Genomic DNA, 24,396 nt, shown 5'->3' with positions numbered 1-24,396 from the left:
GGGGTTGTTTGATTGAATCCAGGCTGAGAGTCAACTAGACGTATCTCTAACGATCTCAAAGAGCGTGTGGAGAATTGATTATGAAGTATTGGATGATTTTGGCTGTCTTGTTGGCGGCTTGTTCGGACGCTCCTCTCAAGAAGGGACCCGGTACACCTGACGTTGATATGAACGAGGCGGACCAGGCGGAGGATATGTCTGAGTTGGACATGGAGGATATGGCGTTTCCGGATATGCCCGACGATATGGGTTTGGACGACATGGATTCGCCAGACATGGAAGTAGACTTCGCACAACCCGATATGCCTGATGACATGGAGCCCGATCTGCCACCCTTGATCGATCCAGCTGGCGATGAGGATTCGGACGGCCTCACGAATGAGGAAGAGGGCGCGCCAGGCCAAGACACGGACGGGGATGGGATTCCCGACTATCTCGACTTAGACAGCGATAACGACGGACTTTCGGATCCCGATGAGCTCGCCGCGGGCACCTCACCTCTTACCTCAGACACCGATGGTGACGGCGAATGGGATGTGTTGGAGGTCAATGCGAATACCGACCCACTCGATGATTCATCGAATCTGAGGGCGCAGGGGATCGTGGTGGTCATGATGGCTCCAGATCAGCCGCGACTAAGCCCTGTGGATGTGTCTCTTAAGCCGCGAATTCAAGACGCCGATGTCTACCTCTCTATGGACGCTTCAGGCTCGATGTTCGACGATTTCCAAGTCGTTGAGCAAGTCTTGCAGGGCGTGCACGACTCACTTCTCTGCGAGGATAACGGAACCAACTGCGTGGCCGATGAGCAGTGCAATTCGGGCATGTGTTCTTTAGCGGGCTTCTGTGTGGACTCAAACCTTCCGTGTGTTGAGCGAAGTTTGCATTGGGGCTTTGGCCGCTGGGTTGAACTCGATTCGTTCCAAAATGTGTCGTCAGTCAACGGCAATATTGCGGCCACGGTTGCAGCGATTGACCCGGGCTCGGCGAGTGGCGCCTACGAATCCATCACACAGCCGATTGCCTGCGTGGCCGACGGTGTGAACTGTACCAACTCCGATAAGAATTGTGCAGCAGGTGGTGTGGGGTGCGGCGGCTTTAGGCCAGCTGCATTCAAGACCTACCTGCACATTTCTGACGCGCGTGAACAGTGTGATGATAGTACCGATCCGGCCTATCTTCAGCGTTGCTCAACATTCACGCCGAATTTTGCTGGCTCCGAGCTCGCGCGTCAAAACATTAATTTTGCAGCGTTGTATGACGACACGGACACGGGAACCTCCAATCCAACACCAGCAACAACTCTGAATGCTGTGGCACTCGCTGCAGGTAGTGTTGATTCTCAAGGTCTCCCCTTTGTGTATTCGTGGGCGGCATCGGGCTTCGGTGCGATGCTCCCGCTGGCGATTCGCGGCGTTTTGGAAAGGCACGAATTCGAGGCGCGTGGCGCTATCGTTGAACAAGGAGGAGACGCCGGGGATATCGGTGATTTCCTAGTGAGGCTTGAAGCCGACACCACATCCAATGGCTGTGCGGTCCTTGCGACCGAAGACTCGGACAACGACACCTACCCCGAGACGTTCCCCGCGGTGGTGGCTGGAACCAATTTATGTTGGAAGCTCGAGTTCGCCCCGAACACGCTCGTACCGAGAAATGCCTCCCTTCAGGAGATTCGCGGAAGTTTTCAAACACAGGGAGCCGATGGGACGACGGCCTCTAGACCTCTACTTCTCATCGTTCCCCCGATCGTAGGACAACCATGAAAACCTCGGCCTCATTGCTTTCGCTGACGTTCCTATTTCTCGTCGGTTGTTCCACGACTTCCCAGGTCGTTTCGGAGCCTCAAAGCCTTGAGGCTCCAGGCATCAACGATGCGCGCTGGGTGGTCTCTGATGGTGTGTCCACAAGCCTTCTCGGTCAAGATGGCGAGCTCTTAGGGCAGCTTTCGAATGTGGTCTTGAGCAGCGGTGGGGACCTCTGGTTCTACAATGAGACGCGTTCTCAGGAACCGGAGGCGGATTGTGGCTGCTATATGGAAGCCAACACGAAAGGCGAAGACACCTCCAAGTGTGTGGGTACCGCGACGAAATCCCGTGCGGTTTTCACAAGGCTTCGAGACGCGGAAGTTGTCTATCCGTTCGAGGTGATGAGCAGCCCTGAAACCGAATCTTCCATGCAATTTGCAATGAAGGGACAATGGGAAAACTACGTCATCGTTGAGGCGTGTCAGAATGTCTATGCCTGCGGTGCTGCCCACCCATCCTCGTCTTGCGAAGCCAAGCTCTTTGACCTGGAGACCGGTGAGCTCAAGCCAGTCGCCACTATCGTTCCGGAAGTGGACTCAGCGCCGGCACGCGAAGAAATCATCCAGAAGGACCCTGAGTTTGAGGGCGATTTAGAGCTTGGGACTGCTGAGGTTCGAGTCGAAAACGGCGAGAGGCTTCTAAGGGCGCATTTCTTCGGAGGTACGTGTTACGCGTGTTCGGATGGTGAGTGGGGCGCCTACACCATGAGCGGTTGGGCGGATACCGGGCTGCGAGAAGCCGTGCCGGCACCCTTGGTTGAGTTCGCCAAAAAGAGCGGCCAGCCTTATCTCTATTGGTTCGAAATCACGGATGCAGTCCGTCCGGCCGTCATGGCCACGTTTGAGCCCGAAGCTCCTCAAGAATAGGCGCATGAATCCGGTCTTGAGGTAAGTGCATCTATTGTCCGGCCATTTTCGGATTCATTCATGATTGGTGAAATCTCAGCGCTGACCTCATCCATGGTCTGGGCTTGTGCGAGTCTACTCTTCGCAGCGCTCGGTGCGTCCATGCACCCCGTGACACTGAACCTCTACAAGTGTGTCATCGCCCTTGTCATGATGTTGGTGACGCAGCTGATCTTCCTTGGGGTTTCGCTCCCGCACATGAGCTCACATGAGTGGATCTGGCTTTCGTTGAGTGGGCTTTTGGGGCTTAGCATCGGTGACACCGCGTTTTTTAACGCGCTAAACAGACTAGGCCCAAGGCGAACCCTTCTAGTCTCTGCGCTCACACCGGCAATCACGGCCATACTTGCCATTCCAGTGCTGCAGGAAGGCCTCGACGCCCGCGTCATTTTGGGAATGTTGCTCACCATGGCGGGCGTGGTTTGGGTCATTCGTGAACGTTCATCCACAGGTAGCGAGGAGGACGTGGCGCTAAAGGCGGGGCTCGGCTTCGCGCTAATCGCGGTCGCGGCTCAATCCGGAGGCAACGTACTGACTAAACTAGGCGCTTCCGAGGCCAGCGCGCTCGAGATTTCGATGGTTCGACTCTTGGCCGGAATTCTTGGGTTGGTTGCCTACATGGTCATCAAGGGCCGAAGTTTCAAGCCTCAAACGTCATGGAAGACCAGAGATTTTGGTCTCTTGATTTTGGCCACATTTCTAGGGACCTATCTCGGGATCTGGCTTATGAATTCAGGGCTCAAATACGCTCAGACTGCGGTAGCTACAACCTTGAACTCAACAAGCCCCATCTTCATTCTTCCTTTGGCGTACTTTATTCTCAAAGAGAAGATTTCGTGGAGGTCGTTTGGAGGCGCGGTGGTTGCGGTTCTGGGTGTGGCATTGCTCTTTTCAAAGGATATGTTTTGAGGTCGCTGAGCGTCATCATTCCAACCCTGAACGAAGAAGATGCTATCGCCGATGTTTTGAGCGACCTTGGCTCACAAACTGCTGATGTAGAAGTTCTGGTTGTAGATGGCGGCTCGTCAGACCGAACGGTGGACGTGGCGCATGAGGGTGGGGCAGTGGTCCACTCGACACAATTGCGCAATCGAGCGCGACAACTGAATCTGGGGGCCGAGAAAGCCGCTCATGATTGGCTTCTCTTTCTCCACGCTGATACTCGGATTCCCAGCTCAAAGACGCTTGAAGATGCCCTCGAAATGATTCAGGCCCATCGAGGCGGGGCGGGGCATTTCTCACTCGTCTTTAAGGGCCCGGATGAAACACATCTAGGATTTCAGTATCTGAGCCGAAAGACCCGTCTTAACAGGTCGAACACCACCAACGGGGACCAGGGATTCATGATGCACCGCGAGGTTTTTGAACGCCTCGGGCCTTTTGACGATTCTCAACCGTTTTTGGAAGATCAAAAGCTTGCGGAACGCATTCGAGAACACGCCTACTGGATCACGCTTCCTGGCTATCTCGAAACCTCTACGAGACGTTTTGCAAAGGAAGGTTTTGCCGAACGATACACACTCATGGCCGTCATGATGGGGTGCCATAGCACCGGAATCCATCAGTTCTTTGATGTCTTTCAGACCTATGCACCTCAGTGTGAAACACAAAAGCTGGAACTTCAGAATATTCTAGACGCCGTCTACGAGGTGACCGGTGCCATGCCTTTAGCTGAGCGTATGCACACGTGGTTCAAAGTAGGGCGGTACATCCGAAAAAACGCGTGGCAAATTGCCCTCGCCTTGGATGTATACGTCTTGGAAGAACCTGAGAATCAAGCCTTGGAGTTTTTTGACCAACATGTGGACCATCGCATTGATACGGTCTTTTGGGATGCCGTCACAGCTCTACTTTCAGCGGCTTACTTCCACGTGCTGGTTCCGCTCAGAATCCGCAGAAAGTCGCTCAGGTAACTCGATATTGAGCCTTAATCGCTGCCTGTACATCTCGATGCCAGCACCCGCCAGATCCAGCGCGATGAGTAGTCGCTCTGCGCATGATTTATCACTTTGGTCTAGCATGTGCGGTCAGCTGAATTGGTTTCGGTTACCACTCTTATGTTAGGCGCAGAGACGAATCGGGTCAACGTAGGGGCTACTCCACAATTGCTACGAGGTCCCCAGAATCGACGGTATCACCGGGAGCGACGCTCACGGATTTAACCACGCCTTCTACGCTTGTGGTTACCGACGTCTCCATCTTCATCGCCTCTGTGGTCAATATGGTGTCCCCTTTGCTGACAGTATCACCGGGGTTTTTAAGGATTGAGACGACCTTACCCTGCATGGAAGCTGCAATCTGGCCAGGAACGGTCTTATCGGCCTTTGGGCGGCGTTGAACGGTGCTCTCCTGAGCCTTGTCCAGAACCACGACTTCGCGCGGTTGCCCATTGAGCTCGAAGTAGACCTTACGGGTGCCGTCGCTGGCTTCGCCGATAGCGAGCAGCTTGATCACCAGTGTTTTGCCATCTTCCATCTCCACCAGCGTTTCTTCGCCCAATTCCAGTCCGTATAGATAGGCTGTGGTGTTGAACGCGCGGTATTCGCCGTACTCGGCGATGGCCTGTGCCAATGCCGAATAGACTTTTGGATAGAGTGCGTAAGAAATGGCTTCGCGCCGAGTGGGTTGGCGCTCCAGCAATAGGGCTAGCGCCTCGTTTTGCGCGGTCCAGTCGTAATCTGGGATGAATTTTCCGGCCCGCTCCGTGAGGGGCTTCTTACCCCTCAGAACGATATCTTGGAGCTCCTTTGGGAATCCTCCGTGAGGCTGAGAGATATTGCCCATGAAGAAGTCCACCACGGATTGCGGAAAGTCGAAGGTCTCGCCGCGTTGATGTCCCTCGAAGATATCTTCAATGGCGAGGTCATTGCGCACAAGGAACATGGCCATATCGGCAACGACTTTGCTCGTCGGCGTTACCTTGATGATATTGCCGAAGGCTAGGTTGACTTCGTGGTAGCGCTGCGTGACCAGGTTCCACTGCTCTCCCATTCCAAGCTCGATGGCGCGAGGCTTGAGGTTTGAGTACTGACCCCCGGGAATCTCGTGATAATACACGTCCGCAGTCGATGCCTTGAGGCCGGACTCAAACGGATAGTAGAGCAGTCGAAGATGTTCCCAGTAGTCGGCCAAATCTTGCAGCGATTCGGGGTCGAGTTCGGGACATCTGGAATCCGGTTCCATAGCTGCGATGAGCGCGTTTAGCGAAGGCTGACTAGTCAGGCCGGCCATACTCGAAAGGGCAGTGTCCACGCAATCTACGCCCGCTTCAGCGGCCATCAGATACATCGCGACACCGTTTCCGGACGTATCGTGTGTATGCAGGTGGATAGGGAGTTCGGTGACGTCTCGAAGAGCCTTAATGAGGGCGCGCGCCGAGTACGGCTTTAGAAGCCCGGCCATATCCTTGATGTTGATGATATGGGCGCCCCGCTTCTCCAGCTCCACTGCCAAATCCGCATAGTATTTGAGCGTGTACTTATCTTCTTTCGGGCTGAGCACATCGGAGGTGTAACATATAGAAGCCTCGGCAATCTTGCCGTGCTTGTTCACCTCTTCGATGGCTAGCTCCATGTTTGGAATGTAGTTGAGCGCATCGAAAATTCGAAAGATATCGATGCCCTTGGCAGCTTCCTCAATAAACGCTCGAATCACGTTGTCCGGGTAGTTCGTGTAACCAACACCGTTCGCGCCACGGAGCAACATCTGCAGTAGGTGGCCGGGCATAGACGCCCTGAATTCATCGAGCCGCTGCCAGGGGTCCTCGAGCAAAAAGCGCATACAAACATCAAAGGTTGCACCACCCCAGACCTCGAACGAAAACGCGTTCTCCATCAGCTCGGCGCTAGGTTTCGCGACCGCCAAAAGGTCGTTGGTCCGCACCCTTGTCGCCAGGAGGGATTGGTGGGCATCCCTGAAGGTCGTGTCGGTGATCAAGAGTTTGTCTTGGCCGCGCATCCACTTCGCGAGGCCGATTGCACCCTCGCGCTCAAAGACCTCGAATGCCGGCGACTTGGCATCTTTACCCGCGGATTTGGGTGCCTTAGGGATGATCAGTGGCTCTGGGCGCTTGAAGCGCTTGGTCGAGCCAGGAGGTCCGTTGATCGTGATATCTGCGAGTGCCCTTAGAGCCTTGGTTCCACGGTCTCGTCGAGGCGGGAACTCAAAGAGTTTGGGCGTTTCGTCGATGTAGCGTGTGTGAGTATTTCCGCTCAAGAAGACAGGGTCGCGGATCACGTTCACCAGGAAAGGAATATTGGTCTTCACCCCTCGAATCCTGAACTCGACAAGGCTTCTTCCCATGCGTTGGGCGGCGTCCTGAAGGTCGCGGCCCCAAGCGCTGACTTTGACCAAGAGCGAGTCGTAGAATGGCTCGACTTGAGTACCAGAACCGCCGATTCCAGCGTCGAGTCGAATGCCGAATCCAGCCGCAGAACGATAGGTCACGATCTTGCCGTAATCAGGCGCGAAGCCGTGCTCGGGGTCTTCGGTGGTGATTCGACACTGAATCGCCTGACCGTTGATCTTTATGGCCGATTGGTTATCGATGCCAATCGCGGGGTCGCTCAATTTCTTGCCGCCGGCGACGTGGATCATTGCCTTGATGAGGTCATAGCCGGTTATCATCTCAGTCACGGTGTGCTCGACCTGGATGCGTGTGTTGACCTCGATGAAATAGATGTTTTGTTTTCCGTCGACCTCTTCGACCAAAAACTCCACGGTTCCGGCGCTTTGGTAGCCCGTGGAGTGCATGAGTTTGAGGCTGTAATCGCAAAGAGCCTTTTGGACTTCGGGGCTCAGATTGGGCGCAGGCGCGATCTCAACAACCTTTTGATGTCGTCTTTGAATCGAGCAATCCCGCTCGAAGAGATGGACCAAATTGCCGTGTTGGTCGCCCAGAATCTGGACTTCGATGTGGCGAGGCCGCTCTAAGAACCGCTCCACGAATACTTCGTCGGAGCCGAAAGCAGATTTTGCTTCCGAGCGAGCGGAGTTGAAGGCTTCCTTAATCTCGGAGCGATCGTGGACCACACGCATTCCGCGCCCACCTCCGCCGTGTGACGCCTTGATCAAGAGAGGGAACCCGTGTTTGTCGGCAAAGTCGAAGACTTCCTGAACATCGTCGATCGCCCCATCGGAGCCGGGAATGACGGGAATGGAGGCGTTGATTGCGGCTTTGCGTGCGCGAACTTTGTCTCCGAGTGCTCTCATGACATGTGGAGGAGGCCCAATCCAAACGAGTCCCGCGTCGATGCATTTCTGAGCAAAGTCGGCATTTTCAGACAAAAAGCCGTAGCCTGGATGGACGGCATCGATACCGTGCTCGAGCGCCAAAGCGATGATCGCATCCTGGTCGAGGTATGACTCGAGCGGGCGACCTTCCTCGCCGATCAAGTACGCCCTATCAGCCTTATAGCGGTGGATGGCGAGCCGGTCTTCGTAGCTGTAGAGGGCCGTGGTCTTGATTCCAAGCTCAGTACAAGCCCTGAATATTCGAATCGCAATCTCACCGCGGTTGGTGACCAAAATGTCTCGGATAGCTTTTGTCACTCTCCCTCCTCTGAAAAAAAAGTTAGCGCCGGCCGGATGCTACTACATCGAAGCCACAACAGATACTGCTCTTCAAAACGCCCTCATTCTCTTGCCGTCCATCACCCAATATCCGACCCATAAAACGCCTACAAAGTGGGTCTCTGAATCGCCTTTTTTGAGCTCAATCGCAATCGATTCAACCGGGTGCTCACTCGGCTCCCACTTCTCAGCCAACTCCCTAAGTTCCGCCTCAAGTCGAGCTTGGGCTTCGAGCACGTCCGACATTTCGCTTTCCAGCTTATGCCTCGCCTGCTCAACATCACGCGACTTGCGTTGAATTTTCATCGCCTGATTTGCCCCTTTCTTGGCCGTACTCATCATGGAGCGACCAGTGAAGGCCTTGAGCAGAGAGCCGCCGACGCTCATCGCGCCTTTGACCTGGGCTTCCCGAAGCATCAGTTCCTGCTTCTCGAGCGCATCCTTGGCCCGTTCGACCTGGTCGCGCTCTCGTTCAATTTTCTTATCGTAGGATGCACGAAGTTTGTTCATCGCTTCATCTCTTCGTTCGCGCAGCTCTAGATTCACGCGTTGATAGAAGCTCTCGGCGGATTCTCCAGCATTCGATTTGAGTTTTAGAGTCGGGCATTTGAACTCTTGAGTCCCGCCGCGTTGGCGGAGGATAGTCTCAAAAGACTTCTCCCACTCCGCCCATGCCGTCTTATTCAAGAGGCGATCTTCGATTTCCAGAAACTCACCCTCTTGGTCCGGGTCCGGCTTGAAAATCTCCGGTGTGAAACCCACTTCGGTGGCATTGCTCCAATCAACCGCGAGAGGGCCGGAGCCAATGCCCGTAATCGCTGCGAAGATTCGGTTCTGAGCGCGACCATATCCGTAGGCCATGGGGCGCCAGACGAGTTCTGAGCCGGCGGGTTGAGGGACTCTAATGGGCAGGAAATGCCCACTTGGCGACGTCGAAACACTTTGCGACGGTTCGCTCGCGACATGTTCTAACTCTTTACCACTCTTGGATTGATTTAACGCCTGGATATCCTGGCGAGTCATCGGTCCCTTTAGATAGCTCAAAACCCAACGCGTTTTGAAGAGACGAGCAGCCTCATGGTGAACGCTATGGAGGATGAACTGGCGGCTCTCCAAACCCCTCAATTGGGTCTGAATGGCTTCGCGATCAAAATTCACCCCACCTTCAAGCCCTTCGGTGATCCGAGCGATGTCTCGGTCGGTTTGAAGACGGCCAAGAAACCACGTTCCGGCATTCGACAGCGCCTTGTAGTCGAGGTCGGCTGGATTTTGAGTAGCTAAGACGAGCCCCAGTCCATGCGCACGTGCCTGCTTTAACATGGTCAGAAGTGGCTTCTTGGATGGTGGATTTGCCACCGGGGGCAGGTACCCAAAAACCTCATCCATGTAGAGTAGGGCACGAAGGCTCGAAGTCCCCGGTTGAGTGCGTGCCCAGCCCAATACGCGATCGAGCAAAATCGTCACGAAGAACATCCGCTCTGCATCACTCAGGTGATTGATGGAAAAAATCGAGATGCGCGGTTTTCCGTCCGCCGTGTAGAGCATCTTCTCAACGTTGAGTGGCTCTCCCGACATCCATGACGCAAATGCTGGCGATGCCACGAGGTTATTGAGTTTCATGGCCAGCGCCGTTCTAGAGCGCGGGGCGAGTACGTCATCCACGCTCATGACTCCGAGTGTCTCGAACGGAGGGGTTTGCAACGCCCTAATCAAGCCCACGAGACTCAGATTTTGCCCTTTTGCCCACGCCTGAAGGAACACCTGAGACAAAAAGACATGCTCTGGGCTCTGCATCGGATCCGCTTCAACCCCCAAGAGTCCGAGGACGCTTGAAACGGTACTTTCGACGCGGTCAGCCACAAGTTCGCGATTCTCACGTTCCGAAGGATTGGGCGCCTCAAATGACGTCAGCAAGGAGACCTCGAGACCTGCACTCGCACCCGGAGTGTAGACGCTGACCTCAGCATTTGTGCGCAGCCGTTTGATCCGCTCCGCACCTTGCCCAGAGGCTTCAAGTCCATTCTTCCATAGCTCGGCTTTTTGCTTGGCGAGCTCCAGCGTTGAGATACCCTTTCGTTGGGCCTCGCCCGCGTCCATCCACGGCAGAAACTCTTCCGGGCTGAGCTCAGGAAACATCAGCATCAAGTTTGCGATATCTCCCTTTGGGTCAATCGCGATCGCCGGGATCTGGTCGATGGCCGCTTCCTCCAAGAGCCCGACACATAGTCCGGTTTTCCCACTTCCGGTCATCCCCACACACACGGCGTGGGTCAAGAGATTTCGGGAATCGAGCAGGATTTGGTCATGCTCGTGATTTCCGAGGTAAAAATAACCCAGCTTCTCGAATGTGTTTTCCATGTTTATCTCAGCTAAACGATACCACCATCAAAGCCGAGACTGCGCACGAACGCAAGACACCTAGCGGATGCCAGCGTAAAGATTCTGACGAGGGTGAGGCGTGCTCCACGTTTGGGCTGAACAATGTCCGCTTTCCAGAAGTGCTGCGCTCAGGTCCCTGCCATCATCGAGGCGAACGTAAGCCACCAGGCGTCCAAAATTGTCCTGGGCCAAAGGGAACATTGGAAACGTAGACTCAAGGGTTACTTTCTTACCCTTGAGCAGTTTCTGTACGGCAGCCTTTGCGTCTTTTCCAAGTTTGCCTTCTGGACAATCTAGACCGACGATCCGCACTTTGACACGTTTCCCATCTTCTAGTTTGCCCTCGAATTCGTGACCACTTTCGACTTTGGTCGCTTTGAACTTGGAGCCGTCATCCACGTTGAGCTCGGGAGGAGCTGCGTTGGCTGGAATGCTGATGAGAATTAAGGCTGCGAAGAGAAGACGTACCACCCGTATCACCCTACTGCTTGCCTCCGAAGAGACAGGGTCGACGATTTCTTAAATTCGAGGAAGAATCCTAAGGACTAGGGTAAGGGGGTCTCCCCCGGTCCGCAATGATTTTCTTGTTAATTTTTGAGGGTTTATGAGTCAAATATTTGACGCTTGGTGGAAGTTGAATTGATGCAACACTTTATCTTTATCTGACATGGGATTACATCTGGTCACCATTGTGCACATGACCTTTCATTGTGAGTGATCATCGGGCGATCACATTATCTCCGGATTTCGATTGCCCCAAGCTCCGTGTTTCTCTAGTTTAATGTCGGACATCGGAGCGGCATGGTTGTACGAACAATATTTTTGATTCTCTTTGTAGGTCTTGCGGGTTGCGCCAGTGGCGAGAGTGGTACCCCGGAACCAAGCACCAATAACGATCCGCTCATTTTCCCAGACCAAGGGGATGACCAGCCCGATTCCGACACTGAACCTGATATGGGGCCAGAGCCGGAGCCGGATATGGACGAGGATATCGGGCCTGGTGTGGTGGGTGGAGAAATCGAACTCACCCAGACCGGGCAACGCCGAACCGTGCTTTTCCAGGGAATAGTGTTGAGGCCCGAGGGGGCGATTGACGGAGAAGTGCTCATCGATGACGGATTGATCGTCTGTGTGGATGCGTCCTGTGAATCTCATCCCGCCGCCGCCGAAGCCACCGTTCTCAAGACCAACGGAATCATCTCGCCAGGCCTCATCGATGGTCATAATCATCTTCCCTATAACTTCCTGCCGGAATGGACTGCGGAAGGGCGGATTTTCGACAATCGCTATCAATGGGCTGATGATCCATCGTACGAGAATCACGTGCTGCCGTATTCGGCCAATCGCAGCCGCGGAACGCACTTCTGCCCCGGTGCTAGGTGGGGTGAATTCAGGTCCATTTTACACGGTACGACAACCGTGATGGGTCAGTCGCTGAACCAGAACTGTACCAAGGGGTTGGTTCGTAATGCCGACCACGAGCACGAGCTTCAATACAACCACATGCGCACTACGATTTCGAGCCCTCGAGATATCAATGACGCGCAGGCCGACAACTATATGGCGAGCTTCACACAACCTGTGGATCCCGTGACACGCTTCGCCGTGCACATGGGCGAGGGGCTCGTCGGAAACAATATCGACTTGGAGTTTAGCTCGTTTGCAGGCCGCGACACACGAACCAATCGCCACGCTGGCCTCTCACTTCTCTATCCAGGGACCGCAATCCTCATCCACTCCCTCGCCGTGACCGAAGATGAGTTACTCGAAGTTCGAGACACCAACTCTAAGATAGTTTGGTCTCCATCGAGCAATTTCTCGCTCTACGGCCAAACCATAGATATCGAGCGGGTGATCGAGCTTGGCATCGTTACGGGAATCGGCCCAGATTGGACCGTTTCCGGCGAGCCAGACCTGCTGGCCGAAATGCGATACGCACTCAACTACTCGAGACAAGTTGAGATCGATGACGTGGTCACACCGAAGAAGATTTGGGAGATGGCAACCTCGGATGGTGCAGTTGTGGTAGGTCTAGACGAGTTTATTGGCACGCTCGAAGTTGGAAAGCGCGCAGATATCGTGATCTTTAGAGAGAGTTATACGGACCCATTCGAGTCTGTGGTCCGGGCTCGCTCCGCTGATGTGCAAATGGTGTTCATCGACGGTGATGCGTTCTATGGTCCAGGGGCGTTTGGTGGGATTTTTCGCCGGAATGTCTACTGTGAAAACTTTGACACCTGCGGGGAAGAGCGGTTCCTCTGTGTGGTGGATGACCCGAATATATCGAATGTCTTTGACGTGCCAGGCACCCGAACCGCACTGTACAACATCATGGAAGGCATCGGGTATCCTGAAGAAGAGCAATACGGACGTGGAGATGAGATCCTAGACCTGGTCTTTTGTCCCTGAGGCCTAAAATGGAAACCCTCGAAGTTATCATTTCGACCATTGAGGATGAGTCGGATGGCCGAGCTGTGGCAAACGCTGATGGCGAACTCGTCTGGACAAACGCGGCTTTCGACTCTCAAAGCGGCGGCATGAAGAGCCTCAGGCAACTCCCTGATCCCGCAGTTGTGTCGCGCCTCTTCGACACGATGGAGCGCGGCGAGCGTTTTGAAAACATCTGCAATTTTGGGCGGCTTAGGGTCTATCCGGTGAAAGAGTATTTCTTGGTTCGAATGGAGCCAAGTCCGCTTCTCTTCAAGGCGTTTAGGAAGCTCGCCCAGAGCGTGCCGGAAAATATCATGGTACTCGATGATCAGGGCGTTTGTGTTTGGGCGAACCGGCCAGAAACTCAGTACGCGATAGGCAAGACAGTCTCTGACTTTGCACCTTCTGAAGTTAAAGAAGCAGCGACCGAGAAGTTTCAACACTGCCTTGAGACGGGAGAGACATTTAAGTCAGAGCCTAAATGGTTGGTGGCGAGTGACGGTGTAACACGCTGTTATCGTGCGCAATGGGTACCGATTGAAGAAGACGGCCGCCGGTTCATGTGTATTGTCGCGATCGACGTGACCGAACATGTCAACGACCAAGAACAACTCAGGGAGAGCGAAGAGCGCTATCGCACGCTCCTGCACAACTCGCTGGACGTCATTTGCATGTACTCCGCGGACCTCACGCTGCAGTACATCACGCCGAATGTCGTGGACCATCTGGGCTACGAGGCTGAGGAGCTGGTCGGCAAGAGCTTGCTAGATTTTGTGGGCCCGGACGATATTCGCGAAATCCTCACTAAAGTTGAGGACATGAACTTCAATTCCGATCTGCCCCAGACTGTCGAAGCTCGGGTGAAGAGGCGCGACGGCGACTACTCTACGATGGAGGCGCGAATTCGACGTGTCGAGGCGCAAGGCGAAACGCTGATTTTTGTGAACGCGCGCGATATCTCGGTACGCCGCGAGCTGGAGCAAATGCGCCAAAACCTGCTTCGCGCTGATAAACTGGCATCCATCGGACAGCTTGCCGCAGGCGTCGCGCACGAGATAAACAACCCGTCAGCGTTCATCTCAACGAACCTCTTCGTACTCAAGGAATACGCTGAGAAGTTTATTGAGATGAACCGAGATCTGGCAGATTTCGCCTTGAAGCTCGATGCGGAAGACCGCGAGTACTACCTAAACTATTTACACGAAAATGAGATTCAAGATCTTCTGGAAGACATGATCCGCATGGTGGACACAAACCTTGAGGGCATGGACCGCATCAGCCACATCGTTCGCGAACTCAGGTTATTCTCCAGAGAAGGCACTGAGGAAGCGGAAGTCTTCGATTTGAACTCGGCAGTTGAAACGGCCTCGTCCATCGTCAAGAATCAAATCGCGCCGATGGGTAAGCTCGTGGTTGCCTTTGAAGACCTGCCCTTGGTGGTTGGCCACAAAGGAAAGATTACTCAGGTTTTGGTCAACCTGCTCGTAAACGCCGCCCACGCGATTTCGCAGTCCACGGCGGATCGAGTGGTGAAGGTTAGAACCACCACCAAAGAAGATTGCATCGTGGTAGAAGTCTCAGACACCGGGCCAGGTATCCCTGAAAAATTTCGAAATCAGATTTTTGAGCCATTTTTTACCACAAAGACGCCGGAGCAAGGCACCGGCCTCGGGCTCTGGCTCTGCAAAGAAATCATGAAGCAGTCCAAAGGGGCTATCGAGTTCGAAACGAGCCCGAGAGGAACCACGTTTAGACTCAAATTTCAGCCGATGCCGAGGCCTGGTCAAACCGCAGAGGTCGAGGCAATTTCGGGGCATCGAGTGCTCCTGATCGGACAAGATTTGAAGAAGGATGGCATGAAGATCGGGCACAAACACGGTTGTGTTTCCACGGATTCGGTGGACTCGGCCGTGGAAATTTTGAAGGCAGACGATGATTTTGATCTCGTGATCGCCTCAGAGGCTGCTGCTGGGGCCGAGTACGTGCTGGCTAAGCGTATTGAGCGTGACTTCCCCTCGCTGCATTCTAAGGTGGTCTGGGCGGCTCGTGATGCGTCCGTGTCAGACATGATCCAAGAGAGATTGGGGTAGACGATGAAGTTTGTTCTCGTGTTGGGATTTTCGTTTCTATGGGCGGGCTCAGCCTTGGCCCAAGAGGCAGAAGATAAGTGGGTTGAGTCCAAGGAGTGCTGGAAGGACGGCACGCCCGAAAAATGTAATGGTCAGGTGGTCACAAGGCGCGCTTGGGTAGAAGACAAACGTCCAGTCTATATCGAGTATCGCCATAAGAAGTCCCTCGTAGGTCTTTCCCTCGCTACCCCCTATCCTTGGGTGCGCTGCGATAAGCGTGGGGACGAGTTCGTTTGTGTGCTCAAAGCCATCGATGGCCTCAAAGGAAGCGCCGAAAAGTATCGTGTTTTTGATTCGAGCGAGGAGCTCGGAACGGCGATCGAAACGGCCCCTGAGGGGCTTGAGTGGCAATTCGTCCGAGTTGTTGAGATTCCAACGGACCAAGATGAAATCGAAATTTCAGTTCCGAAGAAAAACCGTGCGAAGCATTTCAAACGCCCAAAATGGTCTGTGAAACTCAAGGCGAAAAGCAAAAAAGAAGGCACTACGAAATTCTTCGTAGTGCCTCGAGTTTTCGACCAAAAATAGCCGCGGATTCCAGCGCTATTTCACTCGCTCAAAGAGTGCTGCTGCACCCATTCCGCCACCGATACACATGCTGACGATGCCGTAGCGCCCGTCGACCTTCTCAAGCGATCGCAGAAGCGTTCCGGTCATACGGGAACCACTGACGCCCAGTGGGTGGCCAATGGCGAGCGCGCCGCCGTGGATGTTGAGTTTCGCGGGGTCCACACCGAGCTCGTCCACGCAATATTTTGCCTGGCTCGAGAAGGCCTCGTTGATTTCGAAAAGGTCGATATCCTCGATCTTCAATCCAGTCTTAGCAAGAAGCTTTCGGATAGCGGGAACCGGTCCAATTCCCATGATCTCCGGTGGCACACCAGCGACTTGGAATGCACGATAGTAGCCAAGAGGCTTAAGCCCGAGCTCGTCGGCTTTCTCCTTGGACATCATCACGAGCGCAGCGGCACCATCGGTAAGCGGCGACGCATTACCAGCGGTGACTGTACCCTTTGGGTTGAAAGCAGGGCGAAGCCGCGCAAGAGCCTCAACGCTCGTGTCTGGGCGTGGGCCGTCGTCCTTATCAGCAACAACTTTGTGCCATTTGCCGTCTTGGTCGATTACTTCGGTTTCCATCGGGGCGACTTCGCCCGCAAGGAATCCGTCTTCCCATGCCGCAGCAGCCTTCTTGTGGCTCGCTACGGCAAATGCGTCTTGAGTTTCGCGGTCGATACTGAACTTCGTGGCCACGTTTTCGGCAGTAGTTCCCATAGGGGTGTAGACCTCAGGGTACTCTTCCATGACCAACGGGCTCGACGAGAACTTGTTGCCGCTCATCGGCACCATGCTCATGGATTCCGTACCACCAGCGATGCCGATGTCGATTTGGCCAAGCATAATGCGCTCAGCGATCATGCTCACGGTTTGTACGCCGGACGAGCAAAATCGGTTGACGGTCAGGGCAGGGACCACATCGGGAAGACCGGCCAGGATCGCGGCGACACGCGCCACGTTCATGCCTTGCTCGCCTTCTGGCATAGCACAGCCGATGGCCACGTCTTCAATAGCGTCCAAAGGCACACCCGGGGCGCGCTCCAAGGCGGCCTTGATGACGTGTGCTGCCATATGGTCGGGGCGAGTATCTTTCAAGAATCCTTTGTGTGCGCGTGTGAACGGGGTTCGCGCGTAGGACACGATGACTGCTTCTTTTGTTTGCATATCTAACTCCAGGCCGCTCGAGGCGGCATTGAATCAAGTTTAGTTCCTGAGCGGTTTGTTATTCATGAGCATGTATTCCATACGTGCTTGCGACTTCTCTTCACCACAAAGTGAGAGGAAGACCTCGCGCTCAAGGTCCAAAATATATTGCTCGCTCACAGCGATCTTAGGCGTGGTATTTCCACCCGTAAGAACCGAACCGAGCTTCGCGCCAATAAGGCGGTCGTGAGCTGACACCTGATTGTTCTGCTCCATGCTGTAGAGCATGGTGTCGATCGTTGCCGCACCATCGCGACCAGGAAGATTGAACTTCATCGGCCGAGGCGCCACAAATCCGGCACGTGACATGCCAAGCACACGTTGCTTTGCGCGGTAGAGGAGGTGGTCACGGTTGATGGTGACCACGTCGTCTGCGTTCAAGAAGCCAAGCTCACGGGCTTCTTCGGCGCTGGTTGCCACTTTGGCCATACCGATAGCCATGAAGACATCTTGGATGATGCTCACAGGGTTCAGGTTGGTGTTGGTCGCGTGGCGTCCGAAGTGGTTTCTCAAGAGACCGAGTGTTCCGGCACCACCCGGAATCAAACCAACACCGACTTCAACGAGTCCCATGTAGAGTTCGCCGGCTGCTTGAATGGCGTTAGCGCCCAATGCGACTTCAGCTCCGCCACCTAGTGTGAGACCGGTTGGGGCTGCTACCACAGGCTTGCTGGAGAAGCGCATGCGCTGGTTCGCATCTTGGAACTGCTTGACCATGGACTCGATATCAGTCCAGTTTCCAGCGCGAGCGTTCATGAGAACGAGGAGGAGGTTGGCGCCTGCCGAGAAGTTATCGGAAGAGTTTCCGATCACGAGGCCTTCCCAATCATTGTTCTCTACCTCGTCGATCGCGCGGTGCATCATGGAGATGATGTCGTCGTCGATCGAGTTCATCTTGGTGTGGAACTCGAGCAAGGCTACGCCATCGCCCATATCGTGAAGGGTTGCGCCGTCGTTTCCAAAGACCTTGGTATTGTCGGTCTTCTTGAGGACTTCGAGGCTGATCTCCATCTCGTGCTGCGGGATTGGGCGGTAGGTGTGCTCTCGGTAGTCGTAATAGAGCTCTTTGTTGCCTTCCCATTTGTAGAAGGAGTCATTGCCCTTGGCCACCATCTCATCCACCCATGTTGGGTAGGAGATGCCTTCGGCCTTCATCTGCTCAGCGCCCCATTTGACGCCAATCGCGTCCCATGTTTGGAATGGGCCGAGATCCCAGTTGAAGCCCCAGCGCATGCCGCGGTCCACATTGAGGATATCGTCGGCGATCTCGCCAAGAAGACGCGCGGTATAAGCGAGCGAGCGAAGTGTGATCTCTTTTGCGAACTTTGCGGCTTTGTCGTCGCCGTCCACCACAACCTTCTTGATGCGTGCAGCTGGGCTGCCTTTGGCAGCGGCGAGGCTCGCGTACTCAGGCTTGTTGCGCTCACGGTACTCAAGGGTGTTGAGGTCTAGGACCTCGATGCCGCCCTTGCCCTTGCGCATGAACCCTTGCTTGGCTTTGGAGCCGGTCCAGCCGCGCTCCACAAGGGTCTTCATGTACTCTGGCACCTTGAAAATATCGCGCTCGTCATCCTCGGTGAGGGTGTCGTAGCAGTTGGTGGCGACGTGTACGAAGGTGTCCAAGCCGACCACGTCAGCGGTGCGGAACACGGCTGATTTTGGGCGACCCATGGGCTTTGCGAAGATCGCGTCCACGTCTTCGATGGTCATCTCGTACTTGGGCATGGTGTGCATGATGGTCATCATGCCGTGTACGCCAATTCTGTTGGCAATGAAGTTGGTGGTGTCTTTTCCGAACACAATCCCTTTGCCGAGCACTTTTTCACCGAACTCCACCACGGTCTTCGTGACTTCTGGATCGGTGTCTTCTGCTTCTACGATTTCGAGAAGCTTCATGTAGCGCACGGGGTTGAAGAAGTGCGTCACGAGGAAGCGCTTTTTGAATGAATCAGGGCGGCCTTCGAGCATAGCCTTGATGGAAAGACCCGAGGTGTTCGACGCGATGATCGCCTCTGGGTTTGCATGCTTCTCGATCTTGTCGAACGTTGCCTTCTTGATAGGCAAGCTCTCGGGCACGGCTTCTACGATCCAGTCTACATCAGCCAGCAGTTCAAGGTGGTCTTCCACGTTGCCAGGGGTGATCAGGTCAAGATCCAAATGCGAGTAGATCGCGGAAGGCTTTTCCTTCTTGATATTGGTGATCGCATTCAGCGCAAACTTGTTGCGGAATGCTGGCGAGTTGACGTCATCGCCTTCGCCTGGCTTTGGGGGAACGATGTCCAGAAGTAGGACGGGGATTCGAGCGTTTGCGAGATGTGCCGCGATGCCGCGACCCATCACACCACCGCCGATTACAGCTGCTTTACGGATGTGTTTGGTTGCCATGCTGTTTCCATGTTTTGGGTTAAAAAAGAACTCGTGAATCCCTACCTCAGCCACGCTGAGGATGGAAGAGTGAATGAGTATTCATTTCTCTGAGATTCGAGAACGAGCAATCGGATTCAGAATTTCCGACAGGTGGTTGTTGGCGCGTGAGACTAAAGAAACGGTGGTAGATTTAAGAAACGATTAAGAAGACTTCGGCGGCTCACTTCGGCAACTTCCTCGCAACCAGAGCGGGCACTTCTGCTCGCCACGCCAGGAGGTTGAAAATGAATGTAGTGAAAGTGATGAAGACTGGACTGATGGTTTCTGTGTTGTTGACATTCGGATGTGGTGACAACGCGAACCCCAAAGGATCTGGGTCCAATAATCCGACGCCTGTACAACCCGGGCCCGACTCTCCCGTGACACCAACGCCGAGGGACGTGCGGGCTGAGTGTGTTTCTGAACTCGTTAGACTCGAGGGGTGTGGCCAGGCCACAGCGGATGAGCGGGACTATCTAGAGACTGAGTTCTGCCAGTCCACCGATTTCACCGATGGCCAGGTGGCGACGGTAGCCTCCTGTCTTGCCCAGTGGACATGTGGGGGAGCGATGCCGGCGTGCCTGGAAGTCGTTCAGCACAGCGATGTCGGCATTGGACGCTTGAAGCCGGGCGATTCGGCTCGCGGCTCCAGAGACTTTTTGGTCGATGAATAGACGAGCCTGTCTGAATCCGACATCGTTCGAGTCGTACTGAATGACCTTCTGTATAGACGGCCACGCCGCGATCACCTCTTGAATGTTCGTGCCTCCGGGTGAGTTGACGATTGAGAGGGCCTCAAACACATCGTCTAGTCGAGGGTCACTTGTGTTTCGATCTCCCTCGATGACGAAGTCAAGAAAGTGCCAAAGCGTCGAAAAGTGGAAGTGTGGCTTCGGGTACTCTACTTTGAGTACTCTCCAGTTCTCTCGAGCTCGTTGAAGCTGCCCCTCTTGGCAAAACGCCGTCGCGACGATCATCTTCATCACAGGACTTGAGGGGCCATAATCGCCTTGTATATCACTCGCGAGCTTTCTGGCTTTCGTGAACTCGCCAGAATGCAGCAGGGCGAGTGCGGTTCTCGTTTGAACCCATGAAACTACGCGTGGTGACTTAAGTTGTTTGGCTAGCTTGCCGCACTCTTCCAGCCTCTGAAAAGCATCGTCGAAACGATTAAGTCCAATCGCCAGGATCGTAGCGTTGGCGAGGAGTAGAGAGACCCGCTTCGAGGGACAAATAAGAGGATCCTCAAGTGCTAGCCGGGTTCGTTTCTCGGCTTGCGTCGGGGGCTCCAACTCCGCCAATAGGTGCTCATATGCGGCACGGTTGTTGGGACTTAAGCGGTCCAGGTCTAAACGTCTCAAGGCACTCTTGGCCCGCACTTCTTCCTGCGCCATAATGCAAATCTCGGCTTCCCAAAACGCGACAATCGATGAGTCAAAATCGGCGCAATAGGCTTCGTCAAAGAGTCGCAGGCTCTCGGACGGTTGAGCAGTGACCGCATTGTATGCTTGAAAGACTTTTGCATCGTGAAGTTCCTGCGGACTTTGAGCCGTTTGCACCGCCCGCTCCAAGAATCCACATGCCGCATTGAAGTCAAAGAAGAGATGAACACGTGCCGCCTGCAACCAATTGTCCGAATCGTTTGTCTTTTCAAGCAATGTGGCGATTTGAGAGTCTTCCGAACGTCCACTAGCTCGGTCCCGAACGCTGACATAGCGGAGCCAAGCGGAGAGAATTGGGGCCAGGGATTCAGGTTCCATCTCTTCGGCTCGGCTCTCAATCACGAATCGCCAGAATGAAGGTTGTTCTTCGAGTTCCGGCGTATCGTGCAGACCGCGGGGCATCATCTGAGCCGCGCGAAAGGCCTCAGCGACGATGTTGTCCCGGATGAGCACTGCGATGTCACGGAACTCGGTCGGGAAAACTTCCTTTGCGAATTCGCAGAAGAGTTGTAGCGGCCTCTGAAACTCGCCTCTTGCCACAATCCCCGCTCGGACCAGCGCGCGTAGATCCTCAACCACCCGTTCGGTTGGTCAACGGTCACAGGGATAGCGCTGAGTCTCAATGGACGCTCAAACAGAGCCATCGCGTAGACGAGAGACTTCTGTTCAACCGTCAATTGCTTCCACGTGAACTCCGCCGCGTTCCAGGTGCTTCGATGACGCTCTGGTCGCGAGTGGTCGGTGAGCGAGTTGCGTTGGAGAGCGTTGAGCACATTCTTGGGCGATGAGATCGCCGCAAATCGTCCAGCGAGCGCGAGGCCTAAGGGATGTCCCTGAATCTCGGCCAATATCTCTTTGATCGACTCAAGATCATCGACCCTAAAGCTCAGATCTTCGCTAAGGGCGGCGCTCTCAAAGACCTCAAACGCGTGATCGTTGAGCGGCGTGAGGGGAATGACCTTATTGCCCGTCGCAAGTATCGACGTCACGAGGATCGAGCCGTTCCAGCGGGTGAAGAGGTTTCGGAAGTCGTCATGCTCGCAACGTACGTCGTCCAAAAGAAGAAATCGAATCCCCCGATGGGCTAACACTTCGGAAGCTCGTATCCAGAGGTCAATGGGGCGAAGTTGAGTAGTGCCGGCATCGAGTACATGGGTCAGGGCTACCGCGATGTCCGTTGAATCCATTCCGAAGCAGTCGACGTCGAGGACCGGCTCAGTCTGCAACTCGAGAAAACGACGTGCGGTCGTCGTCTTCCCAATGCCCGACGGCCCGCTCAAAACTAACACTTCACAGGGTTTAAGGTGTTGAGAGATGAGCTCGAGCTCGTTTTGGCGTCCGATGACCTTCATAGGCGGTCGTTGTAAGGCTTCGGGACGCTCGCATCAAGAATAGTCTGGAAATCTCGACAATCGCCTTGGGAGCAGGTGTGGTTTATTCGTCTCGCAGAAAAACGTTCGGAAGTTGGAGCCGATCTATATCGTCACACCATGTAGTGAGCCCACCCGGGATGACGCGCACCGTCGGGCGATGAATCAGCGCTTGTCGCGAATGCAACTCCAACAACCGCTGGTTGATGGCCTCCACTTGTTCGTGTCGTCTTTTTCCGCGACATTCCTTTTCAAGTTCGTATGCGAGGTTTGCTTCGATCGAGGTGCATTCTTCCTCCGGATATGAACGGTCTTCAACCCGCACTCTTGAAATTTCCCACATGTGTGGAAAGACGCCTTCTAGTCGGGCGGCCAGCAGCCGATCATGCCCATCAAAAACAAGTCTGCTATCAAGACCATCATGCCGAAACAAAAACACGGGCGGCAGATTGCCGGACCGAGCTAGTTTTCTGTACCATTTCACTCTCCCGTACTCCGGATCCGACGACTGTCTGAGAGGAATCAAGCTCGCTGCCTCTGCAACAAACCAAGGCTCCTGAGTGAGCGCAATCTCCTTGGCCAGACACCTCGCCTCACCACCACTGACGCGAGTGAGTGAAAACACGCCTGGTCCAATTCCACCAGCTGCGAGCAGTTGTTCCTTCAGCCATGTCTCTGGGTTCAAAATACACCACTCCACGTGCCTCGCCTTTAATGGGCTCAGGGGCGATGTGAAGGTGTCGAAACCCACATATAGCCAATCACATCCGTCATCGAGTCGAATCAACGTAGCGAGCTTTCCACGGGTGAATACGCGGTGAAACCTTAGCCACTCTCCGGAGAGGCGGGTTCGATAGAACTCAAAACTTAGAGCTCCGGTCCTCGGAAAATGGTCCGAACACGAGAGCAAGAACCCACCCTCGATTCTGTGTTCAATGCTAATCCACATGAGCTTCGATATCTTCTAGGAGGCTTTCGGAGACTGTCACCGACGCCGTACTGGTTAGACGACTGTGCTCATGGTGACTCGAACCCACCGGGCCTCGCGATCCTCTTCCAATATCGGTGCTGCTAGTCCTTGCTCGCGAAGAGCCGCCTCAATGATGGGCCAGCCGCGTCCACGTTGCTCCATCAATCCCGACGCGAGAAGGAAATTTGTGATCGATTGGTTTCGGGCTCGAGGATTTCCTCCGCGTCGCACAGAATCAGGTGTCAACCCGTTGGTCAGCCGGCCAGGGCTCGTGAACTCAACTCGGTCCGAGAATCGCTCGACCAGGATCTTTGAGCCGATAATAGCATAGTCGCGGTGTGCGACTGCATTGACGACGACTTCGCGCGCCGCTTTGGGCGGCAGGAGAGGGATGTCGATGCGCTCGATTCCGCGATACACCTCGCGTCGCGGTTGAGCTGTGAGCCAGCCGAGGGTTTTCCTAACTTGTTCATCAAGCTGGCCTTTCGCGTCCAACACCTCGATTACTTCAGCTGCTCGGTCCTTACCCGCATAACTTACGCACTGAACGAAGAAATTCTGGGTTTGAGAATACGCTTGGGGAGACTTTCCAAATGCCAGCAGGCCATAGATTGTCGCACATGCGGATTCGCCCAGTTCGGCTAGTACACCTCGGGAGATCAGGTCATTTTCAATGGCAATCTGAGGCTCAGCTTCGAGGTCTAGACCAAGTCGCTTCAGGTATCTCTGAAAGGAGGGCAGGTCGAGTTCGTCCAATCCAACTCCCGCAACCGTTCGTTCTTCGGTCACAATGTAGCCAAACATGTTGTAGAGTTCTGCCAACTCCGAGGGCCCTGGCTCGACGCTGGAACGTGCGCGACGCACGTAAACGTTTCCTGCGTAGCGAAGTGGCTCAAACCCACGCTGACGTGGCACCTCGATCCAATGAATACGGCCTTCCGGAAGAACTTCGCGCCCTAGTCTGGCTTGGACAGGTGCGCTTAGGCCATTCTGAAGAAACGAAGTGATTCGCTCTGTTAGCGACTCTGAATTGTCTTGAATTCCTACAACTTTGCCATCATCGCTGACGCCTAGTATTAAGATACCTCCATCACTGTTGGCAAACGCGGAGATAGCCTTACCAATCTTCTTCAGGTCGGCGTCTCGCTTGAATTCAACCGAATCTGACTCACCCTCATGTATAGCTTTTAGAATGGCTCCCAAATTCATATCAACTCCAGATTGCGCGTCT

At 54.4% G+C, this 24,396-nt stretch carries 17 protein-coding genes; 7 read left to right on the top strand and 10 right to left on the bottom strand.

The features are described from left to right. Positions 1-80 precede the first annotated feature (80 nt). The 4 genes from FRD01_RS06905 to FRD01_RS06890 are packed head-to-tail and all read left to right on the top strand — an operon-like array spanning position 81 to position 4,623. Positions 81-1,763 (top strand): hypothetical protein, encoded by a 1,683-nt coding sequence (locus tag FRD01_RS06905; RefSeq protein ID WP_146958659.1) that lies wholly within the window; start codon positions 81-83, stop codon positions 1,761-1,763. Next, positions 1,760-2,671, top strand: coding sequence for a hypothetical protein (locus FRD01_RS06900; RefSeq protein WP_146958658.1), 912 nt, complete (start codon positions 1,760-1,762; stop codon positions 2,669-2,671). The genes FRD01_RS06905 and FRD01_RS06900 overlap by 4 nt, the downstream gene beginning before the upstream one ends. A 60-nt stretch (positions 2,672-2,731) precedes the next feature. Then, positions 2,732-3,619 carry a DMT family transporter gene (locus FRD01_RS06895; RefSeq protein ID WP_146958657.1) on the top strand — a complete coding sequence of 296 codons (888 nt, stop codon included), beginning with the start codon at positions 2,732-2,734 and terminating at the stop codon, positions 3,617-3,619. Further along, complete coding sequence (locus FRD01_RS06890; RefSeq protein WP_249756077.1) at positions 3,616-4,623, top strand: TIGR04283 family arsenosugar biosynthesis glycosyltransferase; 1,008 nt, start codon at positions 3,616-3,618, stop codon at positions 4,621-4,623. Before FRD01_RS06895 ends, FRD01_RS06890 begins: the two co-directional genes overlap by 4 nt. Here FRD01_RS06890 and FRD01_RS24985 read toward each other — a convergent pair. The 4 genes from FRD01_RS24985 to FRD01_RS06875 form a co-directional block, all read right to left on the bottom strand. After that, positions 4,564-4,731, bottom strand: coding sequence for a hypothetical protein (locus tag FRD01_RS24985; RefSeq protein ID WP_430700848.1), 168 nt, complete (start codon positions 4,729-4,731; stop codon positions 4,564-4,566). The genes FRD01_RS06890 and FRD01_RS24985 overlap by 60 nt on opposite strands. Positions 4,732-4,804: 73 nt before the next feature. Continuing rightward, the gene (locus FRD01_RS06885; protein ID WP_249756076.1) at positions 4,805-8,260 is read right to left on the bottom strand and encodes a pyruvate carboxylase; all 3,456 of its coding nucleotides are present in this window, start codon (positions 8,258-8,260) and stop codon (positions 4,805-4,807) included. A 72-nt stretch (positions 8,261-8,332) separates the two neighbouring features. Then, the gene (locus tag FRD01_RS06880; RefSeq protein ID WP_146958655.1) at positions 8,333-10,639 is read right to left on the bottom strand and encodes an ATP-binding protein; all 2,307 of its coding nucleotides are present in this window, start codon (positions 10,637-10,639) and stop codon (positions 8,333-8,335) included. 60 nt (positions 10,640-10,699) lie between these two features. Next, positions 10,700-11,131, bottom strand: coding sequence for a thermonuclease family protein (locus tag FRD01_RS06875; RefSeq protein ID WP_249756075.1), 432 nt, complete (start codon positions 11,129-11,131; stop codon positions 10,700-10,702). Between the two features lie 330 nt (positions 11,132-11,461). On the opposite strand from FRD01_RS06875, the gene FRD01_RS06870 reads away from it, so the two are divergent. From FRD01_RS06870 to FRD01_RS06860, 3 genes are read left to right on the top strand one after another with little or no spacing between them, the layout of a single operon-like run. Next, the gene (locus FRD01_RS06870) at positions 11,462-13,069 is read left to right on the top strand and encodes an amidohydrolase family protein (RefSeq protein ID WP_146958653.1); all 1,608 of its coding nucleotides are present in this window, start codon (positions 11,462-11,464) and stop codon (positions 13,067-13,069) included. 8 nt (positions 13,070-13,077) lie between these two features. Further along, entirely contained in the window at positions 13,078-15,180 is a 2,103-nt protein-coding gene (locus FRD01_RS06865; RefSeq protein ID WP_146958652.1) for a PAS domain S-box protein, read from the top strand. A 3-nt stretch (positions 15,181-15,183) separates the two neighbouring features. Next, positions 15,184-15,747 (top strand): hypothetical protein, encoded by a 564-nt coding sequence (locus FRD01_RS06860; protein WP_146958651.1) that lies wholly within the window; start codon positions 15,184-15,186, stop codon positions 15,745-15,747. A gap of 15 nt (positions 15,748-15,762) precedes the next feature. Here FRD01_RS06860 and FRD01_RS06855 read toward each other — a convergent pair whose 3' ends face one another. The 6 genes from FRD01_RS06855 to FRD01_RS06830 form a co-directional block, all read right to left on the bottom strand. Continuing rightward, positions 15,763-16,938 carry a thiolase family protein gene (locus FRD01_RS06855; RefSeq protein ID WP_146958650.1) on the bottom strand — a complete coding sequence of 392 codons (1,176 nt, stop codon included), beginning with the start codon at positions 16,936-16,938 and terminating at the stop codon, positions 15,763-15,765. 39 nt (positions 16,939-16,977) lie between these two features. Then, positions 16,978-19,362: a 3-hydroxyacyl-CoA dehydrogenase/enoyl-CoA hydratase family protein gene (locus FRD01_RS06850; RefSeq protein ID WP_146958649.1), complete on the bottom strand. Its 2,385-nt coding sequence runs from the start codon at positions 19,360-19,362 to the stop codon at positions 16,978-16,980. A 497-nt stretch (positions 19,363-19,859) separates the two neighbouring features. Further along, a complete protein-coding gene (locus FRD01_RS06845) occupies positions 19,860-21,230 on the bottom strand; it encodes a hypothetical protein (RefSeq protein WP_146958648.1) in 1,371 nt (456 codons plus the stop codon). After that, positions 21,227-22,177, bottom strand: a complete 951-nt coding sequence (locus FRD01_RS06840; protein WP_146958647.1) for an ATP-binding protein — start codon at positions 22,175-22,177, stop codon at positions 21,227-21,229. The genes FRD01_RS06845 and FRD01_RS06840 overlap by 4 nt, the downstream gene beginning before the upstream one ends. An 82-nt stretch (positions 22,178-22,259) precedes the next feature. Further along, on the bottom strand, positions 22,260-23,144 hold the full coding sequence (locus tag FRD01_RS06835) for a hypothetical protein (protein WP_146958646.1): 885 nt from the start codon (positions 23,142-23,144) through the stop codon (positions 22,260-22,262). Positions 23,145-23,198: 54 nt separating this feature from the next. Beyond that, positions 23,199-24,374 (bottom strand): RNA-binding domain-containing protein, encoded by a 1,176-nt coding sequence (locus tag FRD01_RS06830; RefSeq protein ID WP_249756074.1) that lies wholly within the window; start codon positions 24,372-24,374, stop codon positions 23,199-23,201. Positions 24,375-24,396 lie beyond the last annotated feature (22 nt).

The organism is Microvenator marinus, from assembly GCF_007993755.1.
GTDB lineage: Bacteria > Myxococcota_A > Bradymonadia > Bradymonadales > Bradymonadaceae > Allomicrovenator > Allomicrovenator marinus.
This window is presented reverse-complemented; position numbering and strand designations above follow the sequence as displayed.